Raw genomic sequence first — 16,515 nt, 5'->3', positions numbered from 1 at the left:
GAAAGACCACGTCGGAACGCAGTTCTTATGCCGCACTCAACAAGGCTTCTGCCGCCTGCCGCGCGGCATCCGTGACCCGGTCGCCCGAGATCATGCGTGCAATCTCGTCCACCCGGTCGTGTGGATCGAGCGGCACCACGCGCGACAGGGTTGTCTCGTCGACCACTGACTTTTCGATCCGCCAATGCTGCGCCGCCAAGGCCGCCACCTGCGGGGAATGGGTCACGACGAGAACCTGTCCCTCTGCAGCCAGCGCTTGCAGGCGTCGCCCCACGGCATCGGCGGTCGCCCCACCAACCCCACGATCAATCTCGTCAAAGATCAGCGTCAGCCCATCATTTTCGGCGGTCAGGCAAACCTTCAGCGCGAGGAGAAACCGCGAAAGCTCTCCGCCGGATGCGATCTTGTTCAAGGGACCGGACGGCGCACCGGGATTCGTTGCCACGGTAAAGGTTACGCGATCCGCACCCGTCGGCCCGGCATCGCCTTGCACGATCTCTGTTCTGAAAACAGCGCGGTCCATCTTCAGTGGTGCCAGTTCAGACACCATGGCTGCATCGAGCCGCCGTGCCGCTTCCGTCCGCGCCGCGGTCAAGCTCTGTGCAGCCCCCGCATAGGCTTGTTCCGCAGCCGTCAGCTCAACTTGCAAGGCAGCCAAACGGGTTTCGCCGCCATCGATGGCCTCCAGCCGGACGCGCAGGGTTTCAGCATGAGTGGCCAGCTCATCCGGCATGACACCATGCTTTCGGGCGAGACTACGCAGGGCGAAAAGCCGTTCTTCTGTCTGCTCCAACTCAATGGGGTCAAAGGCGAGACCATTCAGGAACGCCGCCGTTGCATCACTTGCTTCACCCAACTCGACCAATGCGCGGGACAGGGCCGCGAGCGGGGCGTCAAGCGCTCCTTCCGCGCGATCGGCCACATCCTCCAGCCAGCGGATTGCATCGGTCAGACGTCCCTCCGCACCGTCCTCGGCCATGGCTGCACTCGCACGCGCGACATCATCGCGTATCTTCTCTGCGCCCTGCATGAGGCGACGCCTGCGGTCAAGGTCGGCCTCTTCACCGACCTGCGGATCAAGCGCGTCCAGCTCCTCAACCGCATGCCGCAGAAAGCCTTCGTCTGCGGCCGCGGTCTTCTGGGTTTCGAGCGCTGCGTCAAGCGCGGCGCGCGCGGCCTGGCGCGCCGACCACGCGTCCCGCACCGCCGCAATCAAATCGCTGTAGCCCCCATAGGCGTCGAGCAGCGCGCAATGCGCACGCGGGTTGAGCAGACCCCTGTCATCCTGTTGACCGTGCAACTCCACCAGAACGTCGGACAACGCGCGGAGAACCGCACCCGAGCAACTGCGGTCGTTGACGTAAGCGCTTTTGCGCCCTTCGGAAGTGTTCACACGCCGCAGAACCAGATCGCCATCCTCAAACGGCAAGCCTGCGTCGCGAAGAACCTCGAATGCCGGGTGGGAAGGGGCCAGATCGAAGACCGCCGTCACCTCGCCCTGTGCCGCGCCCCGGCGAACAAGATCGGCGCGCCCGCGCCATCCGAGGACAAAGCCCAGAGCATCAAGCAGAATTGACTTACCCGCGCCGGTTTCACCGGTCAGAGCGTTCAGTCCCGCCCTAAAGTCCAGTGCCAAGTGGTCAATAATCAGGATATCGCGGATTTCCAGACGAGCGAGCATCGGGTCAACTCAATAGATCAGCAAGAGCGCGTCCATATCTTGTGGCCCAAAGCTCCGAGACCCGCAAGAGATACGATGCGGTTTATAACCACTCGCCGCGGATCACCTGCCTGTAGATGGTTGATAGCCACCCTGTACCTTGCGCCTCGGGCACCAGCCCGCGTTCGGTAAGCAGTTGGAAGCTCGCGTTGTACCACTCCGACCCCTGATAGTTGAAGCCAAGGATCGCACCTGCCGTTTGCGCCTCGTCCGTCAGACCGAGCGAAAGGTAGGCTTCGACAAGACGATGCAAGGCCTCGGGCGTGTGCGTGGTCGTCTGGAAATCCTCGACCACAACACGGAACCGGTTGATGGCGGCGGTGTAGTGCTTGCGCTTGAGGTAATAGCGGCCGATCTCCATCTCCTTCGCTGCGAGATGGTCAAAGGCCAGGTCGAATTTCAGTATGGATGACTTGGCGTACTCACTTCCAGGATACACCTCGATCACGGTTCGCAGCGCCTGCAAGGCTTGAAAGGTCAGCCCCTGATCGCGCCCGATGGCATCGATCTGGTCGTAATAGCTAAGTGCCAGAAGGTACTGCGCATAGGCTGCGTCTTCGTCCGCCGGATAGAAATCGAGATAGCGTTGCGCCGCAATGCGGCTGTTCTCGTAGTCACCATCCCGGTGGAAGGTGAAGGCCTGCATGATCAACGCACGCTTGGCGAACTCCGAGTACGGGTAAAGGCGCTCGACCTCGCCAAAGTAACGCGCGGCCACTTCGAGGTTGTTCTGCTCAAGTTCGAACTCCGCGCGATCGTAAATCGCGTCCGGAGGAGATGTTTCCAACGGGGGAAACTCTTCGCGGTTGCCACCGCCGCAGGCAGCCAGCCCTATCAACCCAAGTCCGAGGACCGCGTACCGAATGGCGTGCTTGCGAAGCTGCATTGCCCCCTCAAAAACCGTTATCTGACGCTGTGCTGACTGCACTTCTCGCGACCTCTAACACAGAAAATCAGGGGGCAAAACGGTGTTTACGGAATTGAGGCGGGCATGCGGGTTTCGACACTAAGCGTGCCGTAAGGTCACGCCACCAGACGCATATCTGCTGCGTGCAAATTCGCGCCTGGAAGCAAAGCCGCCAGTTGCGGTGTGCATGTCTCGACCGCGTAGTTTGCAGGATCGGCAAACAGTGCGCGTAGCAGCGTATTCGTCAGGCTGTGACCGGATTTGTCGCCAGTGTAACGGGCCAGAAGGGGCGCACCGGCCAGCGCCAGGTCGCCCAGGGCATCCAGCATCTTGTGACGCACGGCTTCGTCGGTATGACGGAACCCACCGGGGCTGAGAACGCGAGGGCCATCAACCACCACCGCGTTGCGATAATTGCCCCCAAGCGCGAGACCCGCCGCGCGCATCTTGTCCACATCGGCCTGACGGCAGAAGGTACGACTGTCGCACAACTCCCGCACGAAAGCGCCGTTCGCCAGCGACATGGTTTTGGATTGTGTTCCGATCGCCTCGTCACTGAATGAGATATCGAATGCGATCTCGAAAATATCAGAGGGCTGCAGCACCGCGCGCGCCTCTCCGTCGGTCACTTCGACCCGGCGCAGAACACGCAGAACCTGAGCGGGTTCGGCCTGCTCCACAACACCTGCCGCGAGGAAAGCGGAAACGAACTGGGCCGAACTGCCATCGAGGATCGGCACTTCCGGCCCGTCCAACTCCACAAGAGCGTTCTGGATGCCACAGCCTGCAAGGGCCGCCATGATATGTTCAACGGTCGAGACCGTCACCCCTGCGTCATTGACAAGGCGCGTGCAAAGCGGGGTGCGCTCCACCTGGTTCCACCGGGCAGCAACAAGGTTGTCAGCCGTATCCACGTCTGTACGCCGGAACCAGATGCCGTAATTCGCCGATGCCGGCGACACGGTGATCCGAACCGCGCATCCGCTGTGCAGACCGGTGCCATCAAAGCTCACTCGTGATCTGAGGGTCTTTTGCACGTTTACCTCGTTTCCCCACCTTTTCATGGCGGCTATCGTCAGATAAGTCAGCAACCCTCACCCACTCAACTCAATCTTTGCAACGGCGTGAAACAAACGCGGCTCCCAGTGGGCGGCAACTTGCCCACCCCCCTTGAAGTATCTGTTTATAATAAGAAAAGCCGCCCTTCGGCGGCTTTTCGCTCAGTTATCTGTTTAGATTGCTAGTTCGCTTGACGCCGAAGGAAGGCCGGGATTTCCACCTTTTCCATCTCGGGATCCACCGGTTCAGCCTCGTGGTCCGATACGGTCAAACGCGGGCTGGGGCGTGGCTGTTCACGCGGCGTGTCGGCCTGATCCTGCGGATGCCCTGTCATGCGGTTGATCAAAGAGTTGATCCCGAAGCCTCGTTTTTCTGCAGCATCGGCAGGCAGTTGAGGCCGGGCCGGGGCCGCCACATTACGCGTAGATCCCACCGCCGTACGAAGTCGCGCCAGCGCTTCCGGCGTCGGCGTTCCTGGCTTTGCCCGTTGCGGTGCGACGAAATCCGCGGAGGGGTTACGGTCCATCGCCGCCGGGGACGAATACGCGGGCTCGGCAGGCTGTTCATTGACTTGTCCGAACAGATCGGCAGCCTCCGGTTCTTCCTCGCGACCCGCTGCAACCGGATCAAAAGATGCCAGTTCCTGCACCATGTCAGGAGCCACCGCAGCCTCGGCGACGGATGCGGGGACCTCTGCCGCGACTTCAGGTTGGTAAACCGGCTCCGGCGCTGCTTCGGCAGCCTCGTCAACGGCAGGCTCCGGCATCACCGCGCGCCCGGCCATGCGGCGGCTGGGGGTCGGGATGTCATGCTCTATCTCGGATGCGTCGATCCCTGTCGCCACGACCGAAACCCGCATCATGCCTTCCATCGATGTATCCAGTGTGGACCCGACGATAATGTTGGCGTCCGGATCGACCTCTTCGCGAATCCGGTTGGCCGCTTCGTCCAGTTCGAACAGGGTCAGGTCGTAGCCGCCCGTGATGTTGATCAAAACGCCCTTCGCACCACGCAGGGAAATCTCGTCCAGCAGCGGGTTGGCGATGGCCTTTTCTGCCGCCTGGATCGCGCGATCTTCGCCGGTTGCCTCGCCAGTGCCCATCATCGCCTTGCCCATCTCGTCCATCACGGCGCGCACGTCCGCGAAGTCGAGGTTGATCAGGCCGGGCTGAACCATCAGGTCGGTCACGCCCTTTACACCTTGGTATAGCACGTCATCGGCCATCGAAAACGCCTCGGTAAAGGTCGTCTTCTCGTTGGCGAGACGGAACAGGTTCTGGTTCGGGATGATGATCAGCGTGTCGACCACCTTTTGCAGAACCTCGACTCCCTCTTCGGCCTGACGCATCCGCTTGGCGCCTTCGAACTGGAAGGGTTTGGTCACAACGCCCACGGTCAGGACGCCCAGTTCGCGCGCGGCCTGAGCAATAATCGGGGCGGCCCCCGTTCCAGTTCCGCCGCCCATGCCGGCCGTGATGAAGCACATGTGCGCGCCTGCCAGATGATCGACGATTTCCTCAATCGATTCTTCGGCAGCAGCCGCACCAACAGAGGGGCGTGCCCCTGCGCCGAGGCCTTCGGTGACCCGGCCTCCGATCTGGATGCGCGTCGGAGCTTTAGACCCCTGCAGCGCCTGGCTGTCCGTGTTCGCGATTACGAACTCAACGCCATCCAGTTGTTTTTCAATCATGTTATCGACGGCATTGCCGCCTGCCCCGCCAACCCCGAACACCGTGATCCGCGGCTTGAGTTCGGTGTTTTCGGGAATCGTCAGATTAAGAGTCATGTGTGAGGTCCGCCTGCGTTAATTTTTGAGCCACGTTTCCGCCGAATACTGCTTCATGCGCCTATTGGGGTCGAAGTTTACCGATTGGATGCCCCTTCGTCACCCGAAATTTGCGTCCGATGCGCGAAATATGGCCAAATTATGGCTGCACGCCGCGCTATATCGCAGACCGCGCAGCATATAGTGGTCACCAGTTGTCTTTCACCCAGCGCAACGCACGTTTGAAAGAGCGCGCGGGATATCGCTCCAACGGCATATCGAAGTCCCACCACTCATCCTGCGGATGTGCTGCATGCAGACACAGCCCAATTGCGGAGGCGAAATCCGGTCCGGTCGCGGCTTGTGGCAGGCCGCGCACACGCAACGGTCGACCGACACGGATCTGAGGCCCCAGGATCCGTGCGGCGAGCCCATCAAGCCCTTGCAACTGACTTCCACCCCCTGTCAGGACAATCTGCTGGCTCGGGAGCTGGTCGAACCCGGCGGCCACAAGACGGTCGCGCACCTCTTCAAGGATTTCCTCAACGCGGGGGCGGATGATGCCGATCAGCTCGGACCGACTCACGGTACGGCGATCGTGCTCCCAATCACCTGTCTCGGAGGTGATCTCGATCAACTCCCGGTCATCCATCCCTGTCGCAACAACACCGCCGTATATGGTCTTGATGCGCTCGGCGAAGGCGTGGGGCACGGGCAACCCCTTGGAGATATCGGAGGTGATGTGGTCGCCTCCGAGCCGTACCGTGTCCGCGTAGATCATGTGTTTTTTCAGAAAGATCGAGATCCCGGTGGTGCCGGCCCCGAGATCGATGCAGGCGGCCCCGAGCTCGCGCTCGTCCTCGACCAACGCCGAGACCCCGGACACATAGGCCGAACTGGCCAGACCGGCGAGTTCGAGATCACAGCGTTTGACCGCATAGAGAAGGTTCTGGACAGCCGTCTGCTCGATCGTCAGCACATGCAGGTCCGTGGCCAGCCGGTTGCCGATCTGGCCACGCGGGTCAATCAGGCCGGACCTGTGGTCCAGCGCGAAGTTCACGGGCTGTGCATGCAGGACATCGCGACCTTCGCCGAAGTCCGGCAGATCGCAATCGGCAAGCACCCGGGCGATATCCTGCTCCGACACCGCGTCATCAGCCACGTCGACCTCGCCCGTCAGACCGTAGCTGCGCGGTTCCGCACCGGAGAAACAGACGATCACGTGGTCGACCCGCTGCTGCGCCATCTTCTGCGCAGACTGAAGCGCTGTCCGAATGGCCCGCTCCGCTTCGGCCATGCCTTCAATCTCGCCGAACCGGACGCCGCGCGAACAGGTGGATGCAGCACCGATAACCCGAAACTGCGCCTGCCCCGCCATGGCGCCGATCCCATCACCTTCGCCGGTCAGATCAGGCCCGTCAAATCGCAGGATAAGACAAGCGACCTTCCAGGTACCGATGTCGAGCACGGCAACAACGCCCCGCTGCATCGCAGCTTTCCGAATGTTTCGCATGGCCCGCTGCGCGGCACAGAAATCCTTCATTGCTCGTCCCTGTTCAAATCCACCTGTCGAATACTCCACAAGGCATCAACCGCGGCCGGGCGCAGACGCAGGGTCGGACGATCCGGCAGCCGCATGTCCAGCGCGACCACGTCGCGTGCCAGCAACTCCTGCGCTGCATCAACAGCCATGGCCCGCTCAAGCGCCGGGATCGGCGACTCTTCGGGAAGCATGATCCGCTGATTCTCGGTCAGAACGACATCCCAACGACGCTCTCCGATCCGCTGCAATCCGATCAACCGCGGCGCAACGGGACGTGCGATACGCAGAAGTTGCAAGGCCTCCGCCGCCGCGCGATCCGCGCCCGGGCCAACGACCAAGGGCAGTTTCGCATGCGCGGCGCGCGCTTCTATCGGGCCCACGCGGTGCCCTTCGGCATCCAGCAGCACAAGCGCGGCCCGCGTTTGCCAAACCAGGGCCGGGATGCGCTCGGCAATTGATACGTCCAGAACGCCGCCCGCCTGCACGCGCAACGTGACGTCCGCCACCGCGTCCAGCTCAGAAATCACGTCTTTCAAGGCTTCAAGATCCAGATCGAAAGAGCTGATGGGAAAGGTCACGGGCAGAACTTCCCGCACGTCCTCGACCAGTTCGGGCGAGGCACCTTCGACGGCCAGCATATGGACCGTAAACTCCGGGCGCTGTTCGACGTAGGCCTGCATGTCGAGTGCACGGGCCTGGAGCTCTGCCCTCAACTCGGGTTGGCTTGCCACCCATCCAAGCAAGGCACCAAGTGCAACCAGCGGCAGTCCGACGCGCACCATCTTGTGAAACAACGGCGTCAGCAACAACCGTTGCACCCTGTAGGCCAGCCGAGACGGGGCCGGATCCGGCCGCGCTTTTGCGGGGCGCCGCTTCATCGCTCGCATGACGCATCCTCCACTAGCCATGCGCAGAGCTGGCCAAAACTCATGCCGCACTGCGCAGCCTGTTCCGGCGTCAGGGACGTGGGCGTCATCCCGGGTTGTGTATTGGTTTCCAGCACGATCAGCCCGTCCGGGCCGCGCGTCTCATCCCAACGGAAATCCGTGCGGCTTATTCCCCGGCAGCCCAGAATCGTATGGGCCGTTTCGGCCTGAGACATGCAGGCATCGAAGATTGTAGGCGGGATATCTGCAGGCAACACATGGTGCGAGCCACCGGGCTTGTACTTCGCGTCGTAATCGTACCACCCGTCGGTCACGATATCCGTGACCGTCATCGCCTGCCCGTCTCGCACGGTGACTGTCAACTCCCGCCCCGCGACAAAGGCCTCGGCCATCATCACCTCGGGCAGAGCCGGACCCCGCAACTCCGGCGGCACATCCGCATCCTGCGGTACGATGAAAATTCCGACGGAGGAGCCTTCGTTGTTCGGCTTGATCACATAGGGTGGTGGAAGGACATGCGCCTTTTCGATCTCGGCGCGGGGCGCGATCACGCTGCGCGCCACAGGCAATCCGGCGTCGGCAAAAATCGCCTTCGAGCGCTGTTTATCCATAGCCAGCGCAGAGGCCAGCACACCGGAATGGGTGTAGGGAACTTTCAGCCACTCGAGTATGCCCTGAACGCAGCCATCCTCGCCCCAACGGCCATGAAGGGCATTGAACACCACGTCCGGGTTCACGGCCTTGATCTGATCGGGCAGATCAGGCCCGGCATCCACCTCGACCACGTCAAAGCCTTCACCGCGCAGCGCAGCCGCGCAGCCCCGACCCGAGGACAGGGACACCTCGCGTTCGGACGATCGGCCGCCCATCATCATCATCACTTTGGGGAATGCCCTGCTCGACACGTCCCGCCTCTGATTTTTCGCGAAACTCGAATGGTTTCGTCTGGTTATACCGCCGTTTGTGGCCTGTGCGGCGCGTCTTCGCGCGCCTGCCCCGGTCACTGCCTGTCCGGCTTACCCCGCACCAACGCCGGTATTCGGGTCGCCAATGCGGATCACCTCCCAGTCTAGCGAATGGCCGGTGGCTTGGAAAACCTTTTTTCGCACTTCCTCGCCCAGAGATTCCAGCTCCGCCGCAGTCGCGCCACCGGTATTGACCAAGAAGTTCGAGTGCTTCTCCGACATCTGTGCGGCCCCCCGCTGCGCCCCCCGCATGCCGGCAGCGTCAATCACACTCCAGGCTTTTGCCTCGTGGGTATCATCTGCACGCCCGGTTGAACTGTATCCTGCCGGATTGCGGAAGGTGGAGCCCGCCGTACGCTCCTTCGTGGGTTGTGTCGCGTCGCGCTTGGCCAGCTGGTCGGCCATCAGCGCCTCAAGCGCGGCCGGCTCCGCCGATGGGCCTTCCATCACAACCGAGGTAACGACCGCACCCGGAGGCAGGGCGCTGCATCTGTAGCCAAAAGACAGATCGTTTTTCCCAAGTGTTTCCCTTGTGCCATCGCGGTTGATGACCTCTGCCTCGACAAGGACATCCGCCATGTAACTTCCGTAGCATCCCGCGTTCATCGCAACCGCACCGCCGATCGCGCCGGGAATGGTGCGCAGAAACGTAAGATCAACGCCCGCAGAGGCGGCCTTGCGCGCGACATGGGCATCCAGAGCCGCAGCGCCGGCCCGAACGCGGGTGCCCTTGACGTCGATCCCATTGAACCCCCGCCCCAGCCGGACGACCGCACCACGGATGCCCCCATCTCGTACGATCAGGTTTGATCCCACCCCCATGGGGAACACTGGCACATCGAAAGGCAGGTCGCGCAAGAACTCCGCCAGATCAGCCTCGTCGGCGGGCTGGAAAAACAGGTCTGCCGGACCACCCACGCGTAACCAGGTCAGTTCTGATAGCGAACGCGCCTCGGTAATCGAGCCGCGTATCACGCCTGCCGCCCCAGCGCTTTTCTGTGCACCCAGCGAAACAGGTAAATTACCGGCCAGCGCAGGATGGAGATGGCCCCCACCAGCACCGCCAAACCGACCCATGGTCCGTTCTCCGCAAACACCCACAAAAGCAATGGCAGACCGATCGCAATCAGCACGTAAGCCTGCGGCCAGTGATGTTTTTTCGATGGGATCAACGCGATCCCGACGGCCACGACGAACCACAGACAAGCCAGCGCAAGCGACAATGGCATGTTCACTCCGCGTCCGCGGGCGCCAGCCGTTCCGGCAAGCCGTGAGCCCAAGTGGAAATTGTCCCGGCGCCGAGGCAGACAACGATATCCCCCGGTTGCGCCGCCGCACGCACCAGCGTCTCAAGTGCGTCTTCATCGGGCACCGCAACGGCGTGCCGATGGCCATGCGCGATCAGACCCGCGACCAGATCATCGCGTCCCGCACCCGGAATCGGGTCTTCGCCAGCGGCGAAGACATCCGCGATCCCGACAACATCCGCTTCGTTGAAACAGGTACAGAAGTCTTCGAACAAGGAGGCAAGCCGTGTAAACCGGTGTGGTTGGTGCACGGCAATGACCCGGCCCTCACTGGCTTGTCGAGCGGCTTTCAGAACCGCCGCGATCTCCACGGGGTGGTGGCCGTAATCGTCGATGATTGTCACGCCGTTAATATCGGCAACCTTGGTGAAGCGTCGGTTAACACCCGCGAACCCGGCGAGCGCCTCGCGGATCTCATCGCCCTTCATCCCAAGATGCCGGGCCACCGCCACAGCCGCCAAGGCGTTGGAGACGTTGTGGTCGCCCGGCATCGGCAAGGTGCAACCTTCGATGACGGTTTGGTCTGCATGCAGCTCGATATCGAAATGCGCAACACCCGCCTTGTAGCTCAGGTTCACGGCCCGGATATCCGCCTGAGCATTGAAGCCAAACGTGACCACACGACGATCCGTGATCCGCCCCACGAGGGCCTGCACTTCCGGATGATCGGTGCAACACACGGCCAGGCCATAAAACGGAATGTTGGAGACGAAATCGTGAAATCCATTTCGTAGCGTATCGAAATCGCCCCAATGCTCCATGTGCTCGGGATCGATGTTTGTGACTACGGCGATCGTTGCGGGCAACTTGGTGAACGTCCCGTCACTCTCGTCTGCCTCAACCACCATCCATTCGCCCGTGCCGGCCCGGGCGTTGGAACCATATGCATGAATGATGCCGCCGTTAATGACAGTGGGATCAATGCCCCCTTTGTCCAGCAGGGTCGCAACCATCGTGGTGGTCGTGGTTTTCCCGTGCGTCCCCCCGATGGCGATGTTGGATTTCAACCGCATCAATTCGGCCAGCATCTCAGCCCGGCGGACGACCGGCAGACCCCTGGCGCGCGCCGCTTCAAGCTCGGGATTGCCCGGTTTGATCGCGGACGAAATCACGACAACCTCCGCACCGTCGAGGTTCTCGGCCACCTGGCCGACAAACACGCGTGCACCAAGGTTCTCCAACCGATCTGTGATCTTGGAGGCTTTCAGGTCTGACCCCTGGACATCGTAACCATGGTTGATCAGCACCTCTGCGATGCCGGACATTCCGATCCCCCCGATGCCGACAAAATGAATGGGGCCGAGTTGTGTGGGCAGTTTGGTGGCTGGGCTCATCTCGAGGTTATCTTTCATTTCGAACCTTTCGGGGAATAGGCAAGGTGCTCCACAAGGTCCACAAGCCGATCGGTCGCATCCGGGTGGGCAACGGACAACGCGGCATGTGCCATTTTCACAGCAGCCTCGGGTTGGGTCAGGATCATTTCAACGTGCTCGGTCAGCGTATCCGGATCAAATTTGCTTTCCGGCATGAGGATCGCGGCGCCCGCCTCTACCAGACCGCGTGCATTCGCCGTCTGGTGGTCCGCGGCGGCAGCGGCGAAGGGTACGAGGATCGCAGGACGCCCGATCACCGTCAGGTCGGCAACCGATGAGGCTCCGGCGCGGGTTATCACAAGCTGTGCTTCGGACATGCGGGCCGGCACGTCGTTGAAAAACGGCTTCACCTCGGCTTTCAGCCCAGCCTCCGCATAGGCTTTTTCCACCCGTGCGACGTCCTCTTCCCGTGCCTGATGGGCCACGCGCACGCGCTCTCGCAAGCCGTCCGAGAGGTTGGCAAGTGCGCCCGGCACCACATCCGACAGAATGCGCGCCCCTTGGCTGCCGCCCATGACAAGCAGGCTCATCGGCCAATCGCCGGGGGGGATATATGGCGCGCCTGCCCGGTCATGGATGGCCTTGCGCACCGGGTTGCCGGTGGAATGCCCCTTGACCCCCTCAGGCAGGTCCGTAGGCCAGGTTCCGCACGCAATGGCATCGACATGCTTTGCGAAAAGCTGGTTCACGCGCCCCAGCACGCCGTTTTGTTCATGGATCATCCGCGGCAGGCGCAACGCGGTCGCACTCGCCATGGCCGGGATGGCCGGATAACCACCGAAGCCCACGACGATGGTGGGTCGGTCCCGCAGCATGCTCAGGATGGACGCAACCGTGCCGGCAAAGATACGCAAGGGCACCATGACCTTGTCCAAAGAGCCACCGCGCGCGAACGTCGCTGAGGCACGCTCCTCGACCTTTACGGCCGCAGGAAAGCCACCGGTGTAGCGGGCCCCGCGGGAGTCCGTGGTCAGCTTGACCCGCCAACCCTTGCGCAACATCGCTTCGGCGAGGGCCTGCGCCGGGAACATGTGCCCGCCCGTACCGCCTGCGGCGATGACCAGAAGTGGCTGCTGCGCCATGCGTTATCGTCCTCGCTTGATCAGAATGTCGGCGATCTGCCCTTGGGGGCGGGTGCGCGTAAAGGCCAAAAGGAACCCGAGCGCGATCCCTGTCGCGATCAGCGAAGATCCGCCGTAGCTAACAAGTGGCAGGGTCATTCCCTTGGCAGGCAGCATCCGCACCGCGACCCCCATATTGATGATGGCTTGCGCGGCGAACAAAAGCGCAAGGCCAGTCCCCGCCAACCGCGCGAACGGGTCACGCTCCCGCATCAGCCGCCACAGACTCCGCAGGGTCACAACCGCATAAAGCGCAATGATAACAAGGACGAGGAAGACACCATATTCCTCGGCCGCCACGGCGATGATGAAATCCGTGTGGGCATCCGGCAGCACCCATTTCACCTGCCCCTCCCCCACGCCGACACCGAAAAACCCACCTTCGCGAATGGCGTTTGTGGCATATCCAAGCTGGGTGCGCGGGTCGATCTCCGGCGATAGAAAGCCGTCGATGCGACGGGCAAAGTGCTCCGAGGCGCTGTAGGCAAAGACCCCGCCCGCGCCCACCAGACCGGCGATCGCCATGACGAGCGTCATGGGCGCACCAGCGATGAAATACATCACCGACCAGCCGAAAAGGATCAGACAGGCCTGTCCGAAATCCGGCTGAAACACCAGAAAAAGCGCGGTTATAACAGCAATTCCGAAGGAAAGCAGCTTGCCGGGCGGGCCCTGTATCTCCTGCGAGGCGGCCAGAAGCCACGCGCAGGTCACGATAAAGGCGGGCTTGAGGAACTCTGACGGCTGGAGGCTCGCAAAGCCGAGGGAGTACCAACGGGTGGCGCCTTTTCCGAAGTCGGTTCCGAAAATTGGCAGGAACATCAAGGCGATAAAGGTGCCAAGAAACAGCAGGACGCCCATGCGTCGAACCTGACGGACATCGCACATCGACAGCACGATCATCACCACGAGCGCCATGCCGCCAAAGATCGCCTGTCGCTCGACGTAGTGAAACGGCGGCAGGTTGTTCCGGGTCGCCAAGGGTGGCGACGCAGCCAAGCCCAGCAGCAAACCTATGGAAAACAAGCACAAAATCGCAAACAGCACGACCTTGTCCACGGTCCGCCACCAGCGCGGCAGAACAGCCTCACCGGGTTGCGACCGGACGGTGCCATACACCATCTCTGTCATCTGAAATACCGCCTATGCCTCAATGCTCTGCCCGTTGGCCGGGTCTGCGCAGAACAATACACAGGTTTTCCGCCCCGCGCTAGAGTCCGCGCGCCTTGGCGTGTTTTGTACATTTTGCAGCAGTCGAAATCGGGCCGTTTTACATTTTGTAGCAAAACGCGAGCGCCGATTTCGGATGGCTCAGAGGTATTTCGCGGCCTCGGCCATGAAATCCTCGCCGCGTTTTTCGAAACTGTCGTACTGGTCGAAACTGGCAGCTGCGGGGGCGAGCAGGATCGTATCGCCCGGATCGGCCTCCGCCACGGCCTGCGCAACGGCGCGGTCCATGGTCTCGCAGACAGCGTGATCGAGACCGGGCAATTCGAGCGCGAACTCCGCCGCGGACCGACCGATGTAGTAGGCCTTGCGGACCGATCCTGTGGCCTGAGCGAGCGGACCAAGCCCGCCTTCCTTGCCCAAGCCCCCGGCGATCCAACGGATGTTTGCGAATGCCGCGAGCGCCTTGGCCGCGCTGTCGACATTGGTGGCCTTGCTGTCATTGACGAAACGCACCCCGTTCGCCTCCCCCACGATCTGGGAGCGGTGGGGCAGCCCCTGAAAACTGGAAAACCCGGCTTCGATCACGCGCGGGGCGAGGCCGAGGGTGCGCGCGGCGGCGTAGGCGCAGGCCGCGTTCTGGTGGTTGTGCGCGCCGGGCAGTCCCGCGATCGGGCGCAGGTCGATGGACGTGACTTGCCGCCCCTTGCGGGATTCCGACAAGAACCCCTTGCGTGCGGTCACGTACCAGCCGGGACCTGAGAGTTTCTGGCTGGAGATGCGGATGACCCTGTCGTCCTCGGCCGCGACGGAGAGCTGGTTGGAGAGGTACACCCCCTCGGGCTCATCCACCCCGATGATCGCACGGTCCGGTGCGCCCTGGGTAAAGAGCCGCGCCTTGGCGGCGAAGTATCCGCCCATCCCGCCATGCCGGTCCAGATGATCGGGCGAAAGGTTGGTGAACACGGCAATGTCCGGGGTCAGCGCGCGGGCCAGTTCGGTCTGGTAGCTGGAGAGTTCCAGCACGACGATATCGCCATCCTCTGCCGGATCAATATCGAGCACGCCGCGCCCGATATTGCCTGCAAGTTGGGTCCGGTGCCCGGCCTGGTCGAGAACATGATGCAATAGGGCGGAGGTTGTGGATTTTCCGTTGGAGCCGGTGATCGCAATAACGCGCGGGCTGGTGTCGAACCTGTCCCAATCGCGGGTGGCGAAGGACCGAAAGAACAGGCCGATGTCATTATCCACCGGCACGCCAGCCGCCATCGCCCGGGCGATATGCGGGTTGGGCGCAGGGTAGAGGTGCGGGATACCGGGAGAGGTGATGAAGGCCGCCACATCCTGAAACGCGTCCGGCCCGGTCAGCTTGTGGAGGGTGAAACCCTCGTCCGCGGCGCGGTCGCGCGCAGCCTCGTTGTCGTCCCAGCAAAGCGCGTCTGCCCCGCCCGCCCTGAGCGCCCGCGCGGTCGCGAGGCCGGACCGGCCGAGCCCCAGCACGATGACGCGTTTGCCTGAATATCCTTGGACGGGGATCATGTACGGTCCTTTGCAAACCTTCGGCGGGCAAGATGCAGCGGCTTGACCCGGACCGCAAGGCCGCCGCTATCGGACCTTGAGCGTGGCCAGACCGATCAGGGCCAGCACGAGGCTGATGATCCAGAACCGGATCACGATCTGGCTTTCGCCCCAGCCTTTCTTCTCGAAATGGTGGTGGATCGGGGCCATCAGGAACACGCGTTTGCCGGTGCGTTTGAAATAGGCGACCTGAATGATGACGCTCAGCGCCTCGACCACGAAAATGCCGCCGACAATGACCAGAACGATCTCGTGCTTGGTGGCCACCGCGATGGCGCCGAGCGCGCCGCCCAGAGCCAGTGACCCGGTGTCGCCCATGAAAACAGCGGCCGGGGGCGCATTGTACCACAGGAACCCGAGGCCGCCGCCGATCAGGGCGGCTGTAAAGATCAGGATCTCGCCGGTGCCGGGCACGTAATGGACATCCAGATAGGCAGTGAAGTCGACCCGGCCCACGGCATAGGCGATGACCCCAAGTGTGCCCGCCGCGATCATCACCGGCATGATCGCCAGACCATCGAGGCCATCGGTCAGGTTCACGGCATTGGCCGAGCCCGCGATGACCAGCATGCAGAACGGAATGAACAGGAACCCGAGGTTCAACAGCGTATCCTTGAAGAACGGCAATGCAAGCTGGCCTGACAGGGGATCGGGGTGCAGAACTTGCGCAATCAGCGCCGCCATGCCCGCGATACCGAAGCCGATCGCGAGCCGGAGTTTCCCCGACAATCCCGCGTGGCTGTTGCGCGTAACCTTATGATAATCATCGACAAACCCGATCGCGCCGAAGCAGACCGTGACCAGCAGCACCATCCAGACATAGGGATTGTCCCACCGCGCCCAGAGCAGCGTCGAGACCGTCAGGGCCGACAGGATCAGCAAGCCCCCCATCGTGGGTGTGCCCTGCTTCGTCTCCAGATGGCTTTCGGGGCCGTCCTCGCGGATGGGCTGGCCGAAACGCTGGCGTTTGCGGAGCAGGTTGATCAGCGGGCGTCCGAAGATGAAGCCGAAGACCAGCGCGGTGAAGAACGCGCCCCCGGCACGGAAGGTGATATAGCGGAAGAGGTTGAACAGATCGCCCCCGTCGGAAATGCTTGTCAGCCAGTAGAGCATGTCTGAAACG

The 16,515-nt window shown here is 62.2% G+C and carries 14 protein-coding genes; all 14 read right to left on the bottom strand.

What is annotated here, in order from left to right:
- Positions 1-25: 25 nt before the first annotated feature.
- The 14 genes from recN to mraY all read right to left on the bottom strand — a co-directional run bounded on the left by recN (position 26) and on the right by mraY (position 16,505).
- The gene (recN, locus tag ACP15N_RS11955; protein ID WP_425092509.1) at positions 26-1,681 is read right to left on the bottom strand and encodes a DNA repair protein RecN; all 1,656 of its coding nucleotides are present in this window, start codon (positions 1,679-1,681) and stop codon (positions 26-28) included.
- 82 nt (positions 1,682-1,763) lie between these two features.
- Positions 1,764-2,606, bottom strand: a complete 843-nt coding sequence (locus tag ACP15N_RS11950; protein ID WP_425092508.1) for an outer membrane protein assembly factor BamD — start codon at positions 2,604-2,606, stop codon at positions 1,764-1,766.
- Between the two features lie 137 nt (positions 2,607-2,743).
- Positions 2,744-3,664 carry a UDP-3-O-acyl-N-acetylglucosamine deacetylase gene (gene lpxC / locus ACP15N_RS11945; RefSeq protein WP_425092507.1) on the bottom strand — a complete coding sequence of 307 codons (921 nt, stop codon included), beginning with the start codon at positions 3,662-3,664 and terminating at the stop codon, positions 2,744-2,746.
- Positions 3,665-3,867: 203 nt separating this feature from the next.
- Positions 3,868-5,472 (bottom strand): cell division protein FtsZ, encoded by a 1,605-nt coding sequence (gene ftsZ / locus ACP15N_RS11940; protein WP_425092506.1) that lies wholly within the window; start codon positions 5,470-5,472, stop codon positions 3,868-3,870.
- Positions 5,473-5,659: 187 nt separating this feature from the next.
- Positions 5,660-6,994, bottom strand: coding sequence for a cell division protein FtsA (gene ftsA / locus ACP15N_RS11935; protein ID WP_425092505.1), 1,335 nt, complete (start codon positions 6,992-6,994; stop codon positions 5,660-5,662).
- Positions 6,991-7,881 carry a cell division protein FtsQ/DivIB gene (locus ACP15N_RS11930; protein WP_425092504.1) on the bottom strand — a complete coding sequence of 297 codons (891 nt, stop codon included), beginning with the start codon at positions 7,879-7,881 and terminating at the stop codon, positions 6,991-6,993. Before ACP15N_RS11930 ends, ftsA begins: the two co-directional genes overlap by 4 nt.
- Entirely contained in the window at positions 7,869-8,756 is an 888-nt protein-coding gene (locus ACP15N_RS11925; RefSeq protein ID WP_425092733.1) for a D-alanine--D-alanine ligase, read from the bottom strand. Before ACP15N_RS11925 ends, ACP15N_RS11930 begins: the two co-directional genes overlap by 13 nt.
- A gap of 141 nt (positions 8,757-8,897) precedes the next feature.
- Positions 8,898-9,821 carry a UDP-N-acetylmuramate dehydrogenase gene (gene murB, locus ACP15N_RS11920; RefSeq protein ID WP_425092503.1) on the bottom strand — a complete coding sequence of 308 codons (924 nt, stop codon included), beginning with the start codon at positions 9,819-9,821 and terminating at the stop codon, positions 8,898-8,900.
- Positions 9,818-10,075, bottom strand: coding sequence for a DUF2484 family protein (locus ACP15N_RS11915; protein ID WP_425092502.1), 258 nt, complete (start codon positions 10,073-10,075; stop codon positions 9,818-9,820). The genes murB and ACP15N_RS11915 overlap by 4 nt, the downstream gene beginning before the upstream one ends.
- Positions 10,076-10,077: 2 nt before the next feature.
- Positions 10,078-11,487, bottom strand: coding sequence for a UDP-N-acetylmuramate--L-alanine ligase (gene murC, locus ACP15N_RS11910; protein WP_425092501.1), 1,410 nt, complete (start codon positions 11,485-11,487; stop codon positions 10,078-10,080).
- A gap of 14 nt (positions 11,488-11,501) precedes the next feature.
- A complete protein-coding gene (locus tag ACP15N_RS11905; protein WP_425092500.1) occupies positions 11,502-12,608 on the bottom strand; it encodes a UDP-N-acetylglucosamine--N-acetylmuramyl-(pentapeptide) pyrophosphoryl-undecaprenol N-acetylglucosamine transferase in 1,107 nt (368 codons plus the stop codon).
- Positions 12,609-12,611: 3 nt separating this feature from the next.
- Complete coding sequence (gene ftsW / locus ACP15N_RS11900; protein ID WP_425092499.1) at positions 12,612-13,778, bottom strand: putative lipid II flippase FtsW; 1,167 nt, start codon at positions 13,776-13,778, stop codon at positions 12,612-12,614.
- 180 nt (positions 13,779-13,958) lie between these two features.
- Positions 13,959-15,353 (bottom strand): UDP-N-acetylmuramoyl-L-alanine--D-glutamate ligase, encoded by a 1,395-nt coding sequence (gene murD, locus ACP15N_RS11895; protein WP_425092498.1) that lies wholly within the window; start codon positions 15,351-15,353, stop codon positions 13,959-13,961.
- 66 nt (positions 15,354-15,419) lie between these two features.
- Entirely contained in the window at positions 15,420-16,505 is a 1,086-nt protein-coding gene (mraY, locus tag ACP15N_RS11890; RefSeq protein ID WP_425092497.1) for a phospho-N-acetylmuramoyl-pentapeptide-transferase, read from the bottom strand.
- Between the last annotated feature and the right edge of the window lie 10 nt (positions 16,506-16,515).

This window comes from Tropicimonas sp. S265A (assembly GCF_049800835.1).
Lineage (GTDB): Bacteria > Pseudomonadota > Alphaproteobacteria > Rhodobacterales > Rhodobacteraceae > Dinoroseobacter.
Note: the sequence above shows the minus strand (reverse complement) of the source record. Positions and strands in the feature narration are given on the sequence as shown.

Coding starts and splice junctions, on each gene's coding strand:
- recN (WP_425092509.1), bottom strand. CDS start 1,681: ATGCTCGCTCGTCTGGAAATCCGCGATATCCTGATTATTGACCACTTG.
- ACP15N_RS11950 (WP_425092508.1), bottom strand. CDS start 2,606: ATGCAGCTTCGCAAGCACGCCATTCGGTACGCGGTCCTCGGACTTGGG.
- ftsZ (WP_425092506.1), bottom strand. CDS start 5,472: ATGACTCTTAATCTGACGATTCCCGAAAACACCGAACTCAAGCCGCGG.
- ftsA (WP_425092505.1), bottom strand. CDS start 6,994: ATGAAGGATTTCTGTGCCGCGCAGCGGGCCATGCGAAACATTCGGAAA.
- ACP15N_RS11930 (WP_425092504.1), bottom strand. CDS start 7,881: ATGCGAGCGATGAAGCGGCGCCCCGCAAAAGCGCGGCCGGATCCGGCC.
- ACP15N_RS11925 (WP_425092733.1), bottom strand. CDS start 8,756: ATGATGATGGGCGGCCGATCGTCCGAACGCGAGGTGTCCCTGTCCTCG.
- ACP15N_RS11915 (WP_425092502.1), bottom strand. CDS start 10,075: ATGCCATTGTCGCTTGCGCTGGCTTGTCTGTGGTTCGTCGTGGCCGTC.
- murC (WP_425092501.1), bottom strand. CDS start 11,487: ATGAGCCCAGCCACCAAACTGCCCACACAACTCGGCCCCATTCATTTT.
- ACP15N_RS11905 (WP_425092500.1), bottom strand. CDS start 12,608: ATGGCGCAGCAGCCACTTCTGGTCATCGCCGCAGGCGGTACGGGCGGG.
- ftsW (WP_425092499.1), bottom strand. CDS start 13,778: ATGACAGAGATGGTGTATGGCACCGTCCGGTCGCAACCCGGTGAGGCT.
- murD (WP_425092498.1), bottom strand. CDS start 15,353: ATGATCCCCGTCCAAGGATATTCAGGCAAACGCGTCATCGTGCTGGGG.
- mraY (WP_425092497.1), bottom strand. CDS start 16,505: ATGCTCTACTGGCTGACAAGCATTTCCGACGGGGGCGATCTGTTCAAC.